This is a genomic window from Leptospira meyeri, assembly GCF_004368965.1.
Taxonomy (GTDB): Bacteria; Spirochaetota; Leptospiria; order Leptospirales; family Leptospiraceae; genus Leptospira_A; species Leptospira_A meyeri.
Genome location: NZ_SORO01000001.1, coordinates 2,601,169 through 2,619,551, shown reverse-complemented (window position 1 = coordinate 2,619,551; position 18,383 = coordinate 2,601,169). Strand labels below are relative to the sequence as shown.

At 37.9% G+C, this 18,383-nt stretch carries 21 protein-coding genes; 16 read left to right on the top strand and 5 right to left on the bottom strand.

The window, feature by feature from the left end; genetic code table 11:
- Positions 1-4: 4 nt before the first annotated feature.
- Positions 5-1,918, bottom strand: coding sequence for a flagellar hook-associated protein FlgK (gene flgK / locus CLV96_RS12375; RefSeq protein WP_004784658.1), 1,914 nt, complete (start codon positions 1,916-1,918; stop codon positions 5-7).
- 9 nt (positions 1,919-1,927) lie between these two features.
- On the bottom strand, positions 1,928-2,440 hold the full coding sequence (flgN, locus tag CLV96_RS12370) for a flagellar export chaperone FlgN (RefSeq protein WP_004785326.1): 513 nt from the start codon (positions 2,438-2,440) through the stop codon (positions 1,928-1,930).
- Between the two features lie 86 nt (positions 2,441-2,526).
- Between flgN and CLV96_RS12365 the strand changes: the two genes are divergently transcribed.
- The gene (locus tag CLV96_RS12365; protein WP_051012777.1) at positions 2,527-2,703 is read left to right on the top strand and encodes a DUF1289 domain-containing protein; all 177 of its coding nucleotides are present in this window, start codon (positions 2,527-2,529) and stop codon (positions 2,701-2,703) included.
- 5 nt (positions 2,704-2,708) lie between these two features.
- Here the strand turns inward: CLV96_RS12365 and CLV96_RS12360 are convergent, their stop codons facing one another.
- On the bottom strand, positions 2,709-2,996 hold the full coding sequence (locus CLV96_RS12360; RefSeq protein ID WP_004784148.1) for an LIC10235 family protein: 288 nt from the start codon (positions 2,994-2,996) through the stop codon (positions 2,709-2,711).
- A gap of 214 nt (positions 2,997-3,210) precedes the next feature.
- Between CLV96_RS12360 and CLV96_RS12355 the strand changes: the two genes are divergently transcribed.
- On the top strand, positions 3,211-3,546 hold the full coding sequence (locus CLV96_RS12355) for an Mpo1-like protein (protein WP_004784726.1): 336 nt from the start codon (positions 3,211-3,213) through the stop codon (positions 3,544-3,546).
- Between the two features lies 1 nt (position 3,547).
- On the top strand, positions 3,548-4,138 hold the full coding sequence (locus CLV96_RS12350; RefSeq protein WP_004786926.1) for a hypothetical protein: 591 nt from the start codon (positions 3,548-3,550) through the stop codon (positions 4,136-4,138).
- Here the strand turns inward: CLV96_RS12350 and aat are convergent.
- Both aat and CLV96_RS12340 read right to left on the bottom strand, forming a co-directional pair.
- Positions 4,116-4,781 (bottom strand): leucyl/phenylalanyl-tRNA--protein transferase, encoded by a 666-nt coding sequence (aat, locus tag CLV96_RS12345; protein ID WP_004785821.1) that lies wholly within the window; start codon positions 4,779-4,781, stop codon positions 4,116-4,118. The two genes, CLV96_RS12350 and aat, sit on opposite strands and share 23 nt — an antisense overlap.
- Complete coding sequence (locus CLV96_RS12340; protein ID WP_004785409.1) at positions 4,778-5,509, bottom strand: hypothetical protein; 732 nt, start codon at positions 5,507-5,509, stop codon at positions 4,778-4,780. Before CLV96_RS12340 ends, aat begins: the two co-directional genes overlap by 4 nt.
- 12 nt (positions 5,510-5,521) lie before the next feature.
- Here CLV96_RS12340 and CLV96_RS12335 point away from each other — a divergent pair, with 12 nt between their 5' ends.
- The 13 genes from CLV96_RS12335 (at position 5,522) to CLV96_RS12275 (ending at position 18,321) form a co-directional block, all read left to right on the top strand.
- The gene (locus tag CLV96_RS12335) at positions 5,522-6,709 is read left to right on the top strand and encodes a hypothetical protein (RefSeq protein ID WP_004785192.1); all 1,188 of its coding nucleotides are present in this window, start codon (positions 5,522-5,524) and stop codon (positions 6,707-6,709) included.
- Complete coding sequence (locus tag CLV96_RS12330; RefSeq protein WP_004787726.1) at positions 6,690-7,064, top strand: hypothetical protein; 375 nt, start codon at positions 6,690-6,692, stop codon at positions 7,062-7,064. Before CLV96_RS12335 ends, CLV96_RS12330 begins: the two co-directional genes overlap by 20 nt.
- 80 nt (positions 7,065-7,144) lie before the next feature.
- Positions 7,145-7,633 carry an RNA polymerase sigma factor gene (locus tag CLV96_RS12325; protein ID WP_420813698.1) on the top strand — a complete coding sequence of 163 codons (489 nt, stop codon included), beginning with the start codon at positions 7,145-7,147 and terminating at the stop codon, positions 7,631-7,633.
- The gene (locus CLV96_RS12320; protein WP_004785969.1) at positions 7,617-7,976 is read left to right on the top strand and encodes a hypothetical protein; all 360 of its coding nucleotides are present in this window, start codon (positions 7,617-7,619) and stop codon (positions 7,974-7,976) included. Before CLV96_RS12325 ends, CLV96_RS12320 begins: the two co-directional genes overlap by 17 nt.
- Before the next feature lie 7 nt (positions 7,977-7,983).
- Positions 7,984-8,364: a hypothetical protein gene (locus CLV96_RS12315; RefSeq protein ID WP_004786570.1), complete on the top strand. Its 381-nt coding sequence runs from the start codon at positions 7,984-7,986 to the stop codon at positions 8,362-8,364.
- A gap of 71 nt (positions 8,365-8,435) precedes the next feature.
- Positions 8,436-9,110, top strand: a complete 675-nt coding sequence (locus CLV96_RS12310; RefSeq protein ID WP_004787594.1) for a response regulator — start codon at positions 8,436-8,438, stop codon at positions 9,108-9,110.
- Positions 9,103-10,467 (top strand): HAMP domain-containing sensor histidine kinase, encoded by a 1,365-nt coding sequence (locus CLV96_RS12305; RefSeq protein WP_004784377.1) that lies wholly within the window; start codon positions 9,103-9,105, stop codon positions 10,465-10,467. Before CLV96_RS12310 ends, CLV96_RS12305 begins: the two co-directional genes overlap by 8 nt.
- 52 nt (positions 10,468-10,519) lie before the next feature.
- Entirely contained in the window at positions 10,520-11,674 is a 1,155-nt protein-coding gene (argJ, locus tag CLV96_RS12300) for a bifunctional glutamate N-acetyltransferase/amino-acid acetyltransferase ArgJ (RefSeq protein WP_004785508.1), read from the top strand.
- Positions 11,671-12,939 (top strand): hypothetical protein, encoded by a 1,269-nt coding sequence (locus CLV96_RS12295; protein ID WP_004785758.1) that lies wholly within the window; start codon positions 11,671-11,673, stop codon positions 12,937-12,939. The genes argJ and CLV96_RS12295 overlap by 4 nt, the downstream gene beginning before the upstream one ends.
- Complete coding sequence (locus CLV96_RS12290; protein WP_004784698.1) at positions 12,936-15,305, top strand: PP2C family protein-serine/threonine phosphatase; 2,370 nt, start codon at positions 12,936-12,938, stop codon at positions 15,303-15,305. The genes CLV96_RS12295 and CLV96_RS12290 overlap by 4 nt, the downstream gene beginning before the upstream one ends.
- An 18-nt stretch (positions 15,306-15,323) precedes the next feature.
- Positions 15,324-16,202, top strand: coding sequence for a M50 family metallopeptidase (locus CLV96_RS12285; RefSeq protein ID WP_040917168.1), 879 nt, complete (start codon positions 15,324-15,326; stop codon positions 16,200-16,202).
- 57 nt (positions 16,203-16,259) lie between these two features.
- On the top strand, positions 16,260-17,192 hold the full coding sequence (locus tag CLV96_RS12280; RefSeq protein ID WP_004786772.1) for a UDP-glucuronic acid decarboxylase family protein: 933 nt from the start codon (positions 16,260-16,262) through the stop codon (positions 17,190-17,192).
- A gap of 1 nt (position 17,193) precedes the next feature.
- Positions 17,194-18,321: a Re/Si-specific NAD(P)(+) transhydrogenase subunit alpha gene (locus CLV96_RS12275; RefSeq protein WP_004787650.1), complete on the top strand. Its 1,128-nt coding sequence runs from the start codon at positions 17,194-17,196 to the stop codon at positions 18,319-18,321.
- Positions 18,322-18,383: the final 62 nt, after the last annotated feature.

Genomic DNA, 18,383 nt, shown 5'->3' with positions numbered 1-18,383 from the left:
ATGATTATACACCTAACCTATTGATGATGGTATCTAACATTTCATTGAGTGTAGAGATCATTCTTGCGGATGCATTATAGGACTGTTGGAACTGAACCATATTGGCCATTTCCTCATCTAAATTCACACCCATCACAGACTGACGCATGTTCTCAAGTTCCACCATAAGTTCATTCTGAGTGGTATACTCTTGTTTTGCTTCTCTTGCTTCTGTTCCTAATCTAGAAATCAGTGAGTTATAAAAATCATCCGTTGTTTTGGAATAATCAAACATCACCGGTTTTTCACGGAGGGCTGCTGCGATGAGAAGTGCATTTGATCCATCTTTTTGACCGTTCGGTGAGTTATAATCACCGGATCCATTCACATCTTTTCCACGAGCTGCTGCAATGTTTGCAGGATTGTTTCTGACATCTTCTGACATTTTAAAGAAAGAAGAAGGATGATACATCGGTGTGAGTGTGATGTCCTGGGCATTGGCTTGGAATTTATTGATCTCACCTATTTTTCGATAATCAAAAGATCCAGCAACACCTGTTGCTGTTAAGATTCCAGTAAGACCCACAAGAAGTTCCCCAGAATCTTCTAAGTGGCGGATCATAAAATTTTCTTTTTTATCCAAAGGGTTTGTCGTGGCTTTTAGCGCCAACTGGTTGTCATGCGACATGTAAGCCACAACACCAGTTTCCGAACGATTGATTCGTTTGATAACAGCATTCAAAGTATCATCTTTGGAATAAGGAACTAAAATTTCAGTTTCCCCACCAGGACTTGCTTTCAAAAAACGCATGGTTCCTGAAATTCCAATCGGACGATCGGCATCAATGGATGTACGACCTGTCACACGGAACACGGCAGTTTTATCGTTGAGTCCATCTCCATCGGTATCAATTTCACCGAAGGTATTTGTGGCAAGAGCCCTGCTTTCAAAAAAGTTTAAATTGGTTTTTCCATTCAAACCAAATCCATCTTTATGAATTTCATTGATGACATCCATCGCATTGATGGCGAGAGCATCGACAGCATTGATTTTTTCGACGAGAATTCGGTCTCTGATTTCATAAAGAGCTTGGATGCTCCCCTTTCGAAGTAAAACTGTATCTCCAGTCTCTGACCATTTTAAATCCAAAAGTCCATCGTTATTGGGATTTCCTACCAAATCGATTTTATGAACTTTTTGTCCTTGGACAAGGATCTGTTGGCCAATAAAAACCATCAGTTCGTCTTCGTCACTGCGACCGATGGTAATGTCCGCCATCCCCGCAAGTTCTTGTAAAAGTTCGTCCCTTCTATCTAAAAGGTCATTCGGATTATCACCTAATGCTTGTGATTTTGTGATTTTTTCATTCAGAGATTTGATATTCTCTGCAACAGTATTTAAATGGTTTACTTTTGATTCGATTTCGCGATTGGATTGGTCTCTGAGTAAAGAAAGTTTTCTGTATACATCTTCCATTCGAGAACCAAGAGCTTCTGCTTTTTCTTGGACTACTGCTCTATGTGCGGTTTCTTCTGGGTAGTTAGAAAGATCTTCCCAAGAAGACCAAAACTGATCCATCATGGAACGAAGTGTGGTTCCTGTTGGTTCGTTAAAAACAGTTTCTACTTGGTATAGGTAGTCGTTTTTTTTCCCCCAATATTCTTTGAGAGAAGAAGAATCGATGATACGATCATCGATGAAATTATCACGAACTCTTTCGATTTCGGAAATTTTCACCCCTTGTCCAATTTGTCCCGGCACTTCTGCACGGTTGAATGCTGGCTCATAAAGAGGATCCATACTATTCATGACCACTCTTTGACGAGCATAATGTTTGTTATCCGCATTGGATATGTTATGACCTGTGGTTTGGATCGCTTGTTGGTGGACCGAAAGTCCTCGTTTTCCTATTTCAATTCCTTGGAATGTTGATCCCATACGATACTCCTAGGCAGTCGCGTTCAAAATGATCGCGCCTTTTTGGCCCTGCCCACGCCTTGTCGGTTGTTTGTGTGAGGTATAAACTTTTTCTCTGGATAACTCTTGCAAAGAGTCAACAGTTGTTTGCAAAAACTCTTTTCTTGTTTTTAAGAGTTTGTCGTTTGTGATGATGGCATCTTTTAAATCCGCCACGACCTTCTTTAATTCTAATGCAAAGGTTTTTAACTTAAAATTGGAGTCGCGATCCATTTGATTTAGAAAATTGGTGAGTGTGATAGAAGATTCATCTTTTGTGAATTTTTCTTTTTCGTAGACGTCTTCGATGGCCTTCATTCGAATTCGCTCCAATTCAGAGGCTTCTACCATAATATGATAACTTTCTTTGACATGGGATTCCAAAGACTTTCCGTCCGCAGAATGGATGGCCGCTCTTTTTTTGCCTTCCAATTCCAGAAGGCGCTTGTAACAGTCTATTTCATTAGTAAATAAACTTCTAAGTGATTCTACCCAATCCAACATGCGAATTCCTTTTCCCTTATGGGAAGGATCGACGGATTCCCAAACTAGCTTAGGAAAATTTATAAAAATTTACTATTTTAAGGCCTATGTCACTAAAATCACCTTGTACCAAAGTCTGTATGATTGACCCAGATTCAGGGCTCTGTGCAGGCTGTTTTCGAACCATTGAGGAAATTGGGAGTTGGTCAGTGATGACCGAGGAAGAGAGAGAAAAAGTTTGGAGTGAGCTCCCGCAAAGAAAAGCGGGAAACTCTCTCAAATGAATTGGTTATTTAGAACCTTTATCAATCTTATTACGGTGTTCTTCACACAATCTATAGAGCTGGTCTGTAGATGGATTTTTCTTTGTGACTTTTTTTCCGCATACAATACACATTCCTTGGGCTCTTCTTCGTTTGTATAACAACTGAACTCGTTCGGCACCGGAAAGATTGTATTTACTAATTTGAAGGCGAACCCCTTTTACCAAATAACTACCGATGGCAGATTCATCACCTTTTTTCAGTTCGGCAAAAATCTTACTCAGCTCATCCGGTTTAATCGATTTTGGTTTCATACATTCTCCTGCTTTCTTTGTAAAATTAACTCTCTGTTAGATTCTAATTGTTAATGCACATTAGGCAGTACCCACTAACGTGCAACACAATTTTAAAATCATATCCGAATTATCGAATATAACCGAAAAAACTAGGGATAAACTCTAAGATTAGAATCATTTTTGTCTTGGCAAAGATCAATTCTTGATTATGATCAAGTGCAAGGAGTCATGTATGGAAAAGAAATACAAAACACTCAAAGATTTTTTCCCTTTTTATTTAGAGGAACATAGCCATCCCTTCAATCGAGCACTTCATTTTGTTGGATCAAGTCTAGCATTAGGATGTATCCTTGGATTTTTATCTACTGGTAAATTCTATATCTTAGCCTTTGCTCTTGTTAGTGGGTATTTCTTTGCATGGATAGGGCATTTTTTTGTGGAAAAGAACCGACCAGCAACTTTTACCTATCCATTTTATTCTTTTATCTCTGATTGGATCATGTATTTCAAAATGCTAACGGGTCGCATCGATGCGGAATTTGCCAAAATTAAGTCAAATAAAGGCTAAGATGAAACTTGTTCTCAACTTGCTTGTAACTGTTGTTTTGTTTATTGGTTGCCAACCGAAAGATATTTCCAAACAGGAGATCACTTCTCTTCGGGATGGGAACCATGAGAGCCTTTCTGTTTTTTCAAATTTAGTTTTACCAAAAATTTTAGGACAAGAATTCAAACGATTCGAGACAGAAACAGGCAAAGACCAGAAACATGAAGTACAAATCGTCTATGGAAGTAATTCAGCACTCACTTTCAATGATACATCTGATTACCGAAAGACAAATACAGAATACCATAGTTTGGTTCTCCTTCGCATTGGTTATGCCCTGGCCCTCCATCAGTTCCATAGACTCTCTTTAAGTCTTTCCAAACCATTTTTTATTCAGGGAGAAAACAATCCTGATGCCGAAATCCAAGAAGCGGAAATTTTTAGAACAACCATTTCCAAGGCCGATTTGGATCTTTTTTGGGAAAACCATCCAAATTTTGATCCCTATCGTGCGCCCAAGTTAGGTGAAAAAGAATGGGAAAGTGTAACTGGAGAAATTCAAAAACTTTGGAAAGTTGAATTGGATGAATTTAACCGGGTGAAGTTGGAATGATCCAAGGATGAGCGTCACCTAATGCACGCTCCAAACGATCTAAATATGATAGTTTGGGGATTTCATAGGCACCCAATTGCCAAGTCACGTGATTGAGTTGTTGGGTGTCAAAAAGTTCAAATTGGGACTGGTTTAATTTTTCGAACAAATGAAAGAGTCCCACCTTTCCTGCATCGGACTCAAAAGAAAACATACTTTCACCGGCAAAAAACTTTCCGATCGCAACTCCATAAACCCCACCGACCAATACATTTTCTGCATTCCAAACTTCTACCGAATGAGCCCAACCTAACCTATGTAATTCCGCATAACCTTCAATAAATCCTGGAGTGATCCAGGTATTATCTTTTTCTCTGTAAGAACATCCTTGCATTACAATCGAAAAGGCTTCGTTAAAACTGATACGAAACTTTTTTTGTTTTACCTTTCTCTGAACGGTTTTAGAAAAATGAACTCGTTTTAAATCAAAAATGGCACGAGGGTCTAAACAATACCAACGAACTGGATCTTCAGACCATGGAAATATTCCATGTTGATAGGCGTATAACAAACGTTCTACCGAAAAATCTCCACCTACGGCGACAAGGTCTTCTTTCCATGTCCTGGGGTTTTTAAAGAATTGGTCAAAACTCCTTTGTGTCAAGGCGTAAGTACTTCCTTGGGATAATCATAAACGATTTTTACTTTCAAACTTTTCCCGTTTTCATCATTGATATTGGAAAGTCCTTCAAATTGTAAAATCCTTCTAGTTTGAACATCATAAACCAAAAGAAATGGTTTCACAACCTGTTTCAAAATAAAATTATCAATTTCCAAACGAAGGTAGAGAGCAGGTCTACCTTTCCACTCCCCATCTCGAATTTTTTCAACGGCAAATTTATAATCATCCAACTGGATGGGTGCAAGGAAATGAAAGGACATCCTTTCCCCTTTTGATAGGGGTTCCCAATTGTTTCTGACAAAATAATCAAAACCGCCATCCATCACGGCAGGGGACTTGGGTGTATAGGTTCTTTCGGAAAGCGGATCTTCCTTTTTTCGTTTGGAAAATAAACGAACAGACTTTCCTTTTACATCTGCTCCTTCAATATAACCATCGCGAAAGTCTTCTGTTTTAAACGTAGGAACTTCTGAATTTTTATCAAATTCAATGTGTTTGGTGCCAAAAACTTTTCCTTCAGCATCTTTATATTGGATGTCTGAATAGAAGTGCTTTCCATTATTATAATATTCTTTATGATTGTCTGAGTAAATATACTTCCCAGTACCCAGATCGTATGCTTTCCCGTAGTATTGGTATTTTGGTTTTTCCGCCCATAAAGGTAAAAAAGATGGAAAAACTATGGCAAAAATTAGGATTTTACGTATCATACAGTTTAGACCATGAAAAAATACAGACTGACTGACCAAAGGACAGTTTTGGGAATCGTTTCCAAACTAACGACAACGGTTCTCCAAGACAAGGATACCAAACAAAAGTTCACTCTTCAAAATCCAATGGCTGTCAATGATATTCTAAAATCGGTTCATATAACTATATCTACCACGGAACCAATCCTTGTGAAACCAAAGTCGTTAGTATGTGTTCTCAAAGAAAATCGAGTCGAACTCCGGGTCAAACCAGTCAATCCCTACCAAGATGATTTGGTCCAAGTCTATGAAATCCTCATTGAACCTCTAGAACGATCTGCCAAACGAGCGGCCATCGAAGACATTTCAGCCTATGAATTGAAAATGGCACAAACTGCTGATTTGGGAACAGTGATTTCTATATATGGAAAAACTTCGATCATTAACCAAACATTGAATCAATGGCAAATTCATTTGGAACAAATCCTAACAAACAATGGTTACTTTATTAAAAAAATTCAAATTGGTTTTTATTATGCAGCGGACACCCAACTGATGGAAGCTCTTGCCAATTCAAAAGCACCATATTACGTACGTGATGCGAATAGAAGAATCTTTTATACGGAAAGAGGTTTTTTTAGCCCTAAAAAACTCAGTGAAATTTATATACGATCCTATTTGGATTCTCTTTTATTAAACAATATCAAATCCACTTTGATTTTTCCGTTTTTTTCTAATGGAAAAGTACTATTGGGATATTTTGAAATCATCAGCAACCTACCAGACTTGGGAAATGCCGCACTCCAATCAAATCTGGAAGGCCCAGAGGGCATCGGTCCTTTGCTTAGTTTTTTAGACCAAAAAGCAGAAGAATTTGTTTTTCAATTGGAATTCGCATATGCAAAAGATTGGGAAACCATTATTCGCACAACACCCGTTAGAGATATTAGCCAAGACGGCCGCGGAATCGGTTTGACCTTACCGACAGGAACCAACCTCGAAAACAGAACATTAGGCTCACCCGTGTCGTTTCAGATGGTCATCAATTCTTCACCGTATACTTTTTTTGGAAGCCTTAGAAGTCTAAAAAAGGGAGAGTCTGATACAACAAATATTGGGTTACAGATTTTCCAATGTGACAAACCAGAAGGGATGTCTTTACTCAGTACTTACGCATCGAATTTAATTGGAAAAGCTGTGTATGACACCAGATCAATATGAAACAATTGTAAGTTTATTAACAGAAATCCAGAGAACGGGAGGATCTGATCCTTACCGGTTGGTTTTGTATTTAGTACCCAATGTAGGAATCATCTTTGGGACCACACTTTTGTTTTTTTTGTTTCAGTGGTGGCATAAACAAAAGATGGCACTCATCCAATCTGGTCAGTACAAACCTTGGAGTTTTGACATCAGATTGTATTCCTTTTTCCTTGGTCTTTTGTTGACATTCACCGGATTTGCCTTATCGTTTGTATTTATACTCGTCTTAGGTCGTTCTATGGCGATGTTAGGAGGGTTAATCCCATTCGCAATTGGACTCGGTCTCTTGACCTTCTACAAAATGTACCGATAGAGTCAGTACAAAGAATCTGCAACGAGGAAGATTGGAATTCAATCCAATCGGTTCTAAGAGGAGATGTGTCTCAATTCGAAGTGCTTATGAAGCGCTACCAAGGAATGGTGTATTCCCAAGCTAAAAAAGCCTTCTTCACCGACGAAGAAGCCGAAGATTTTACCCAAGAAGTTTTTTTACAAACTTATGAGTCACTTAGTAAATTCCGCGGTGAATCACAATTTTCCACATGGTTATTTCAAATCGCTAGATTTCGCCTAACAAAAGTTTATAAAAAGAAAAAACTACCTCTTGCAGACTGGCAAGAAGACATCACTTTCGTTGCTGATAAAAAGGGAACATCGGTTGTTGACATCTTAGATAAAGAAGAAACAAGTCATACACTTCGATCGCTAATTTCCAAATTGCCAAAATCATATCAAATGCCGATTCTATTACATTACTTTGAAAACAAACCTCTCAAAGAAATTGCTTCTGATCTCAATATAAAACTTGGTACGATCAAAAGCCATATCTCAAGGGGAAAGGACCTTTTAAGGAAATGGTGGTCACATGAAAACAAAGGTTAACACACAATCGAAAAACACGGTCAAAGTATTTCGGCACCCTGACCCACTCTTAAAACATTCGGAAGCGCCACCTGCGATCCGATTGCGAGTGTTAGGGCAAATATTACCTCTCAAGTTTTTATTTTCTTCTGTAGGACTTTCCTTCTTGTTATTTATGATTCCAATTGGTACCATGTTTCTTTCTGTTTTTCACCAGGAAGACTCTGGTTTGCTTTTACCCATTTTGATTAGTTCCAGTTTGTTTTTCTGCTTTTACTCTCTTGTTCTTGGCTTTTTACTCCTCAACACAAGAATTCCTTTTCTGAATGAATGGAAAGAGAAACTTGGATTTGAAGAGGTCTAGAATATTCGTGAAAGGTCTATTTGTTCTCCCAATTTTCTGTTTTGCCATGTCCCTTTCTGCCGAGGTTTTGCCTTCTGCGGAAGAATTTTTGAAAATGGATTTAGATAAGGCACTCCCTCTCATCGAATCCCTTTCGAAAGAAGATTCCAAAGTCCTTGTATCGGACCTCCGAACAGAAATCAAAAAGTCCTATCCTAAGGCTGACCATTTTTATTTTCTTATCTCTCACTTGGAAGAAATCCAAGCCATCGAAAAAGAACAGGCTCGTCTTCGTTCCCTCCTTTGGGTCTATGGGCTTGCCTTCTTTTTATTTTTTGGGTTCCTCGGGTTTTTGTTACTCAGACAACGCCAGGCCATCAGAGACATCAACCAGATGCTCGGCAAATAGCTAGATATCGTTTCTTTGTAATCATTTTGTATTCTTTTTGTAATGAATCCCTGTTACTTTTGGATTAATTCATGAAAATACTAATTGTAGATGACGAAGAAGACATTGCAGGGCTCATCCAATTCCATTTAGAGGAAGAAGGATTCCAGACCGAAGTTTGTCACAATGGGATGGAAGTCCTCCCACGTTTAGAAAAAAACCTCCCGGATGGAATCATCTTAGATTTGATGTTACCGGGAATCGGTGGGATGGATCTTTGCAAACGCATCAAAGAAAAGTACCCTCATATTCCTATTTTAATGGTAACAGCAAAAACAGGGGAAACAGATGTAGTTCTTGGTCTTGAATTGGGTGCTGACGATTACATTCGTAAACCATTTAACATCCGGGAACTTGTTGCTCGAGTAAGAACCGTTACACGAAGAACTACTGACCCAAACCAAGAAGTCCAAGGAACTATTTCCACTGGAAAAATCCAAATCAATCCAACCGCACACAAAGTGTTTGTAGAAGGTACTGAGATAGATCTTACTTTAATCGAATTCAAACTATTACAACTGTTTGCTGGAAATCCTGGTGTTGCTTTTTCTCGGGACAAACTACTGGATCGAATTTGGGGAAAAGATGTTTTTGTTACTGATAGAACTGTTGATGTAAACATCAAACGCCTCCGTGACAAATTACTTTCCGAAAAAGAAAGACTAGAAACCATTCGCGGGGTCGGTTACCGATTCCGAGATGCGTAGTTTTTTTTCTACATTACTTTTACTCAACTGGGGTCTTTTACTTGTTTTACTGACCCTGGCCCTGGGTGTATTTTATATTTACGATCTAGTTGTACCCGCAGTACGACCACTGATTCTCTTTGGTTTTGTTTTAATTTCTATTTTCGGTACGTTTTATATTTCCACGAACATTGCGATGCGAATTACAGATCCGCTAGCAACGGTAGAGAAAAAAACCAAAGAAATCAATGCTGGAGATTTTGGTGTTGAACTATCTTCACCTGACATCAGAGAACTCGCAACACTGACTTCTTCCATCAATGAAATGGCAAAACGACTCAAAGTCCAATTTTTGGATCTGACAGTTGAAAAAGAAAAGTTTAATTATTTATTACAAAATTTAAAGGAAGGTGTGTTCGCAATTGATCGAAATGAAAAATTTTTATTTTTAAATCGTAATATTTCTGATACTTTAATTCAGAAAAATTCTCAATTTAAAGATTACGTTCCTTCCATTAAAAATAAGGAACTTCTTAGTTTCATTAAAGATAAAATTCATCATGGTGTAGAAGGAAAAACCGAGTTCCAGGATGGTTTGCATTTTTACACGGCGCGCATTTATCCAATCAAATCTGATTCCATGATTCAACTTTATATTGGTGTGCTTTCAGACATCACGGAAGATAGACAAAACCAACTCATCCGAGAACAGTTTTTTCAAAATGCTTCCCATGAATTAAAAACTCCCATAACATCGATTAAAGGTTATGCAGAAACTCTGGAATATAAATTAAAACTTCCACAGGATTCAAATGAAAGAAAATTTTTAGATGCCATTCTCCGAAATACAGATCGACTCATTCGGATTGTGGAAGATATGTTAACTGTTTCCAGGTTGGAAAATCATAAAACAGTTTTGAACCTAACTGAGTTTTCTCTGTATGATTTGGTAAAAAATGTATCCGAATCCTTAGGAGTGATCTACTCTCAGAAAAAACAGAATTTAGTTTTAAACATCCCCCCTGATTTTCGTGTGAAAGCGGACAGGCTCCTTCTCGAAGACTTATTGGTGAATCTAATTTCCAATGCTTCTGCTTATAGCCCAGAAGGTTCCAGTGTCATTGTCAGGACATCCTCTACAGTTGATAAAAACCAAATCCAAGTGGTGGACCAGGGAATCGGCATTTCCGCAGAAGATGCAGAACGAATCTTTGAGCGTTTTTTCCGTGTGGATACCAACCGCTCCAGAAAAGAAGGTGGGACAGGACTTGGACTGTCCATAGTCAAACATATTGCAAGGCTCCATTCGGGCGAAGTTTCCGTATCTCCCAACCCCCAAGGTGGCTCCATTTTCACCTTTGAATTCCCCAAAAAATAGATTCTCGTAAGAGAAATCACCGGATAAAATATTGGTATCCGGTAGGTTATTTATGAAGTTTCCATTGGGATTTTATTCCTTCGGCAAAAACATAGGGATCAAAGACACAAGTTTAGATTTTGCAGTTATTTATTCAGAAAATCGATGTAAGGCGGCAGCCGTTTTCACAAGGAATAATTTTCCTGGAGCACCCATTTATGTGGGCCGTGACCATATCAAAGATGGGTATTTACAAGCCATCGTCATCAACTCAAAAAACTCCAATGTCGCAACCGGAGAACAGGGAATCCAAAATTCTTACCAAATTTGTACAGAACTTGGTAAAGCTTTAGGAATACCTGCAAAAGACATCCTCCCTTCGTCCACAGGTGTGATCGGGGTTCCACTCCCAATTGAAAAAATTCTTAACGCCTGTTCTACGGCAAAGGCATATCTGAAACCAGGAAATTTAGATGAAGTGGCAGAAGCAATCATGACAACTGACACTCGTAAAAAAATCTCTTATCGTACGATCACAAACCAAGCAGGTGAAGGAGTTATGTTTGGAATTGCCAAAGGGGCAGGAATGATTGAGCCAAACATGGCGACCATGTTGTCTTATATTCTTTGTGATTACCTTCCCGAATCTGGAGATCTTCAAACAATCTTAAAAAGAGTGGTAGATGTTACTTATAATTGTGTCACAATTGATTCTGATACTTCCACGAGTGATACAGTAGTACTTATGTGTTCAGGACTTCTTGGATCCATTCCTGATGATGTTTTCGAATCTCATTTAAAAGAAATTGCCACCGACCTTTCCAAAATGATTGCCCGCGATGGAGAAGGAGCCTCCAAACTCATTGAACTCACTGTTTCCCATGGTAGAGACGATTCTCAAGTGACAAAAATTGGAAAATCCATTCTCAATTCTCCGCTTGTGAAAACAGCCATTTACGGCGGAGATCCCAATTGGGGAAGGTTCATAATGGCAATTGGAAAAGTTTTTGATGAACCAATTCCTTACGATTCTTTAGAAATTCAATTAGGAGGAATCGCAGTTAAGGGTGCAGACAATGACACCAAAACAAAGTTAGCCGAATATCTAAAATCAAATGAAGAAATTCATATTTCCGTTGTATTAAATACAGGATCTTTCCAAAAAACTTTTTGGAGTTGTGATTTTACAGAAGGATATATCCAGGAAAACGCATACTACACAACATGAACTCCAATAAATTCAAAAGTGCTTTAAAATATTTTTTACCTTCGAGTTATCAATTAAAACTATCTGTAACCAATATCTTTACCCGTACTTTATTTATTTTTTTAGTTTATGTTTCTTATTTCCTAATTTTATCACAAATTCCAGAACAGATGTCCTATCATTTGGAACTTGCGCTTTTATTAACAAGTGCCTTTGCCCTGATTTTATATTTGCCCATCATCGAAAGGCTCACACGTTACATTCGGACTCGTTTTTTATCAGAGTATCTGACAGAAGATGCAGAATCATATAGGCAGGCCATCAAACGATTCAACTTTGATGCCCTCATCAAAAACGTTTTTCCCGATATGGTAAAAATCACAGGAAGTCATTCTGGAACGATGGCAGTTCTCACACAAAATGGAACTTTTGCTTTTCACTCTTACTTCCGAGGACGCCAAAAAAAATTAAGTCCGACAAAAGACATCACAGTCAAAACAAGTTTTCAATCTTTTTTACTAAGCAAACGAAATGGAGCTTCTGTAGCAGAAACCTATTCGCATGAAAACATAAACAATGACTTTATGGAACTTCATGCAAACTACATTTATCCATTTATTTTCCGCGAAAAATTATTTGGATTTATTGCGGTTTCTAACATCCCAAATACGGATGCAGCCCATAGTTTGTCACTTCTCGCTGGACAATCTGCTTTAACCATTCACAACCATATCCTTTCTTATCATATTTCGGAAAACAAAAAATACCAAAAGGAAGCAGCTTATGCTGTACGTGTACAGAACCTTTTGGAAACGGGAACAATTCCCCAACTACTCGGTTGGAAAATTACAGCTTTTAAAAGAACAAATAGAAACTTAATCGAGTTTTTCCAAGTAGAAGACGGAAGTTGGTTTTTTGTCATTCTAAACGCAGGGAAATCTTACCAACATATAGGCATCATACTTTCTTATATCTTAGGTGTAGTTTATTCCCAATCAAGACTTCGTATCTTAAAAGGATTTTCTGATATAAAATCTTTAATTCAATCCACCTTTCAAAAGTTAGACTGGAAAGAAAACTACGAAATGATTATTGGTAAGATTGGATATTCTGAACTTTATATAGTTCAAGAAGGGAAACAATTCCGCATTACAAGAAATTCCGAAGAAGTTGTAGCGAGTATGGGTTGGAAAAATATGATCAATATGGATAAAGGACCTATCGTCATCCAACAACGAGGTGAACCTGTACTGAAATTTAGTTTTGAAGAGCCAGAAATCAAATGAGAGAACTTGCCATTACCATACTGTCTTCTCTTTTGTTTTTTTTGATTCTCCTTTTTTCATTTATTGGGTTTCAAAACAATTCAAAACGATTGCCTTTTTACCATTATCCATCTGGCCTAATCGTAAATATTGGGGATGGGAACCGTGCCCACTGGGGAAACTCTGTGGTACAGGATGATTTAGAAAAATTTGAATCGATTACCGATTTTTCAAATATTAACTCTTTTCCATTGCATATCAAAGACCACAACGGAGAAATTTATGAAGAGAATTTCAAACTAACCACGATTCGCAAAACAGACGTTCTTGGAGTATTTTTTTCTGATCTATTTTTAGCCTTTTTTAGTTTAGCCATCGCAGTTTATTTTTATTATTCCACAAGAGATGCTTTGATCTTTGGTTTTTTCTTTAATTTTGGACTCATCATTCTTTCCAATGTCTTTGTATTAACCTTTAATAATTCGATTTTCCTATTTGTGTTAACTTTATACTTAGGAAGTTTTTTGCAGTACCATTTGATTTATAGACTTCGTGGAAAAGAAATTAATTCAAAATGGCTTTTACCTCAAGTGCTAATCTCTTTTATTATGGCAATGATCGCATCACAAGAAAAATACGATATGTTGCTTATCGAAAGAGTAGTTTTAGTTGCACATGCTATCACCGTTTTATTCGGTTCAATCAATATTTTTGCTAATGTGTACGATATTATTAAATCAAAACCACAAGAAGAAGCGCTGATCAAAAGAATTGTTTTGGTTTTTTCTATTTTTCTTTATGTAGCTCTTCCAATTAGTATTCTCTTTTTTGATGGATACCCTTGGTTTTTTGTACATAGAACTCTTTTTATCTTAACATATCTTTTATTTATTCTTTCTTTTTTTTACGGGACATATCGCTATACGTTTGTCCCTTCTTTGGTTATTTTTACTCCCAGCATTGTCACTTTAATCCTTGTTTCTATCATTTTAGGAACGTATATCGGCTCTATATTTATTTTGGATTATATTCTTCCGATTCGATATCTAAAAGATCGTTGGGTATTTAATCTCATTTACCTTTTTTTAGTTACTGCCTATTTGATTCCACTGAAACTCAAAGTGAAAGAATTATTTGATTATTGGTTTTTTGAACAAAATCCAAAACTTAGTGAAGGGATAAATAAAATCACCGCACTTTTATCTTCTCCACTTTCCATGAGAAAAACAATTCTCACCATCAATCGAACGGTAAAAGAAACTGTAAATGTTTCTAATATCATCATCTTGATTCCAGGAGATCAATTTGCAAGTACCGATTTGAAGAATATAAATTTTGTACGAATCTCTCCTCAATCGGAAATATGGAATTATTTCAAAAGTACAGATCGAGTGACTGTTACTTCACATCTCGAATATGGGATTGGATTACGTGAAACCTTATATAATTTTTTAAAAGGGCTCAATGTCCAATTAGCATTCCCTGCTTACGATTCTTCCTCTAACAAAAAGAATATCCAAGCAATGATTCTGATTGGAGAAAAGTTAGATAAAAAATATTTTTCTATCGGAGAATTAAAATTTATCAATGAAGTTGTTAAAATTTCTGGAATGTTACTCGAAAACTACAGTTTATTAGAAGATGAAATTCAAAAGCGAAAAATTGTAAGGGACATTCAAACTGCATCCATCGTTGACAATACACTTAGGCTCATTTTACCGAGCGAAGTCAAAGGGATTGATTATGGTTATATTTCCAAACCAGCCGTGGGAATTTCAGGAGATTATTTAGACATCATTCCAGTATCTCAAACAAAAATGATCGTTTTGTTAGGTGACGTAGCTGGACACGGACTTGGAACTGGTTTTTTAGTTAGTGCCATCAAAGGAATTGTAAGGGAACAACTCAGAAATGGAACTTCCCTAGAAGGATTGTTTCGAGAAATCAATTCGTTTTTCCGTGCGCGATACAAAGGAAATGAATTTATGACTCTCCTCGGTGGAATTTTTGATTCTAAGGAAAATATTTTTAAGTATGTAAACGCTGGCCATTTATCTCTCATCGAAATGCGGGCCGATGGACAAATCAAATTACACTCCAAAACGCAAAGAGTTTTAGGAATTTTAGAAACTGATTACCATGCCCAAGAATTAAAATTACTTCCGGGAACAAAACTTTTCCTTTATTCGGATGGGATCACCGAAGCCTTTAGTGAACGAGATGAAATTTTTGGTGAAGAAACTCTCATTGAATTTTTACACTTTAATGCACAAAAAACTGTAAAAGAAATTCCAACATTATTGGACGCCAAGATGACAAATTTTCGCGGGAACCGCGAACAATCGGATGATATTACATTTATTGGTCTCTCTTTTACACCCAACTAGCCGATATTTAAATCGATGATGGCAGAAAAACCGGTTAAGTTTGTCATTTTTCTCTCTTTGATTTTGAGTTTAGTCGCGTTTTGGGATCACCAATTCACATCTTACCTCAAAGAATTTGTCGTACTCATTCATGAAATTTGTCATGCCACGGCAGCTTTATTTAGTGGTGGCGTTGTCAAAGGAATCGCCCTCCACGGTAATGAAGGTGGAGAGACGATTGCAGTGCCTGCTTCCTTTCGCGGTTCTTTTATCCTCGTTGTTTCTGCCGGATATATTGGTTCCTCACTAGTCGGTGCCTTTTTGCTACGCTTAGGTTTTCAAGGACGTCATGCTCGCCAAACAATGATTTTGTTGGGTTTGTTTTTGATTTCTGTAAGCGTATTATATTCAAAATTAGGGGAACTCGCTTACCTAACCGGAATCTTTTGGGGAGTGGGAATTCTTGTCACCGGGATGTTAGGTGAAACAATTTCGATCCTTTCCTTAGTTTTTTTAGGCACCAGTATCTCCCTCTATTCATTGTATGATCTCTCTGACTTTGCAGAAAGACTGACAGAAACAGATGCAGGGATCCTTGCCTTCTGGATGGCCGGTCTTGGTCCAGAAGATCTACAAAATCAGGAAGTGCCAACGGTTGTTGTAGTGCTCGGATATATGATTGCCACCCTTTGGTCACTCCTTAGTATCGGGATTATATTTATGTCCCTCAGAAGTTCTCTCAGCCATGAAGAATTACATGATTTTCCACCGATGGAAGAAAGATTTGAGAGGTTCCCAGGAGAACTTTCCCCAGAAGCAAAGCTCTGGTTGGAAAAACGAGGTGTTGATCCCGAAAGTGGAATCGTTTTGCCCCCCAATATGTTCCAAGACATCCCTCCCAAAGACAACAGTCCCTAGGCCTTCACGCAAATTTTCATTTGCCGAGGACACAGACTTCATAAATATAGAATCTCAATGGCAAAAAGAATCCTTATCACAGGTGGAGCCGGATTCATCGGTTCCCACCTTGCAGAAACGCTTCTGAATGAGGGAAACCAAATCATCGTGTTGGACAATTTCCATACCGGACGAAAGGAAAATCTAACACACCTTTTGGCTAATCCGAATTTTGAGCTGATCCGCCATGATATCACGGACCCCATCAAGTTGGAAGTAGACGAGATCTACAATATGGCTTGTCCTGCTTCTCCCGTGCATTACCAAAGTAATCCCATCAAAACCATCAAAACAAATGTTTTAGGAATGATGAATATGCTTGGTCTAGCCAAACGAGTGAAAGCTAGGATTTTACAGGCTAGTACGTCCGAAGTATATGGAAATCCACTCGAACACCCTCAAACAGAATCCTATTGGGGAAATGTAAATACCATTGGAATCCGAAGTTGTTATGATGAAGGAAAACGTGTGGCCGAAACTTTATGCTTCGATTACCACCGCCAACATGGAGTAGACATTCGGGTGATCCGGATTTTTAATACCTATGGCCCAAGAATGATCCCTGATGATGGTCGTGTTGTAAGCAATTTCATTGTACAAGCGTTACGTGGCGAAAATATCACCATTTACGGTGATGGAAGCCAAACTCGTTCGTTTTGTTACGTAGATGATTTAGTTCGCGGAATCATAAGAATGATGAACACGGAAAATTTCATTGGACCAGTTAACTTAGGAAACGAAGGTGAATTCACTGTAAAGGAACTAGCAGAGCTAGTCATCAAAGAGACAGGAAGTAAATCAAAAATCATTTATCTTCCACTCCCACAAGATGATCCGACCAGAAGAAAACCAAACTTAAGTTTAGCGAAAGAAAAATTGAATTATTCAACAACCGTCCCGCTCGCGGAAGGCGTAAAAAAAACCATCGAATATTTTAGCAAAAGAGTATAAAATGAAAATAGGCGTAATCAAAGAACCATCTTATGAAAACAGAGTGGCAATCACTCCGGATGTAGTTGACCCACTTAAAAAATTAGGTTTCAGCGTTTCAATTGAAACAACTGCAGGAGACAATGCGTTTTTCTCCGACCAAGATTATAAAGATGTTGGAGCGACAGTTGAATCAAGAGATGCAATCCTATCTGGATCAGACATTGTTGTTTCTATCCATACATTGGATGAGGCCAGTGCAAAAAAGATTGGCAAAGATAAAATCTATATTGCAACACTCTCTCCACTTGCTTTCCCGAAAAAAGTTAAAGAAATCGCAAACGCTTCTTTCAAAATTTTCTCTATGGACACAATCCCACGAATCACTCGTGCGCAGTCTATGGATGTTCTCAGTAGCCAAGCAACTGTTTCAGGATACAAAGCAGTTTTACTTGCAGCTTCTAACTATAGCCGTTTTTTCCCAATGTTAACTACGGCTGCAGGAACCATCACTCCAGCAAGAGTGCTGATTCTTGGAGCAGGTGTTGCAGGTCTCCAAGCCATTGCAACTTCTCGCCGACTAGGAGCAGTGGTAGATGTGTTTGATACAAGACCAGAAGTGAAAGAACAATGTATGTCACTTGGGGCAAAATTTGTAGAAGTAGAGGGTGCAGCAGATGCATCAAATACTGGTGGTTATGCGGTAGAACAATCAGAGGATTACCAACGTCGCCAAAAAGAAGCAATTGCAAAGTATGCTGAAAAAGCAGATATTATTATCACAACAGCTCTCATTCCAGGAAGAAAAGCTCCGCTGCTCATCACAAAAGAGATGGTCGATAAAATGAGACAAGGTTCTGTGATTGTGGATCTCGCTGCAATCAACGGTGGTAACTGTGAGGTGACTGAAAACGACAAAACCATTGTTTACAAAGGTATTACGGTCATTGGAAATTCTAATCTTCAAAGTACCCAACCAATGGATGCAAGTAAAATGTATGCGAAGAACATTGTGAACTTCTTAAAACTTTTTGTGAATAAAGAAAAACAATTCAACATCAACTTAGAAGATGAAATCATCAATGCATGTATGATTGCTGAAAACGGAGTCATTCGTCACAAACCGACACTCGCACTTCTTGGAGAATAACTCCAAGGATTGAAATTGGCATAAAAGATTAGACTTTTACTTTTAGATTTCTAATCTTTCTA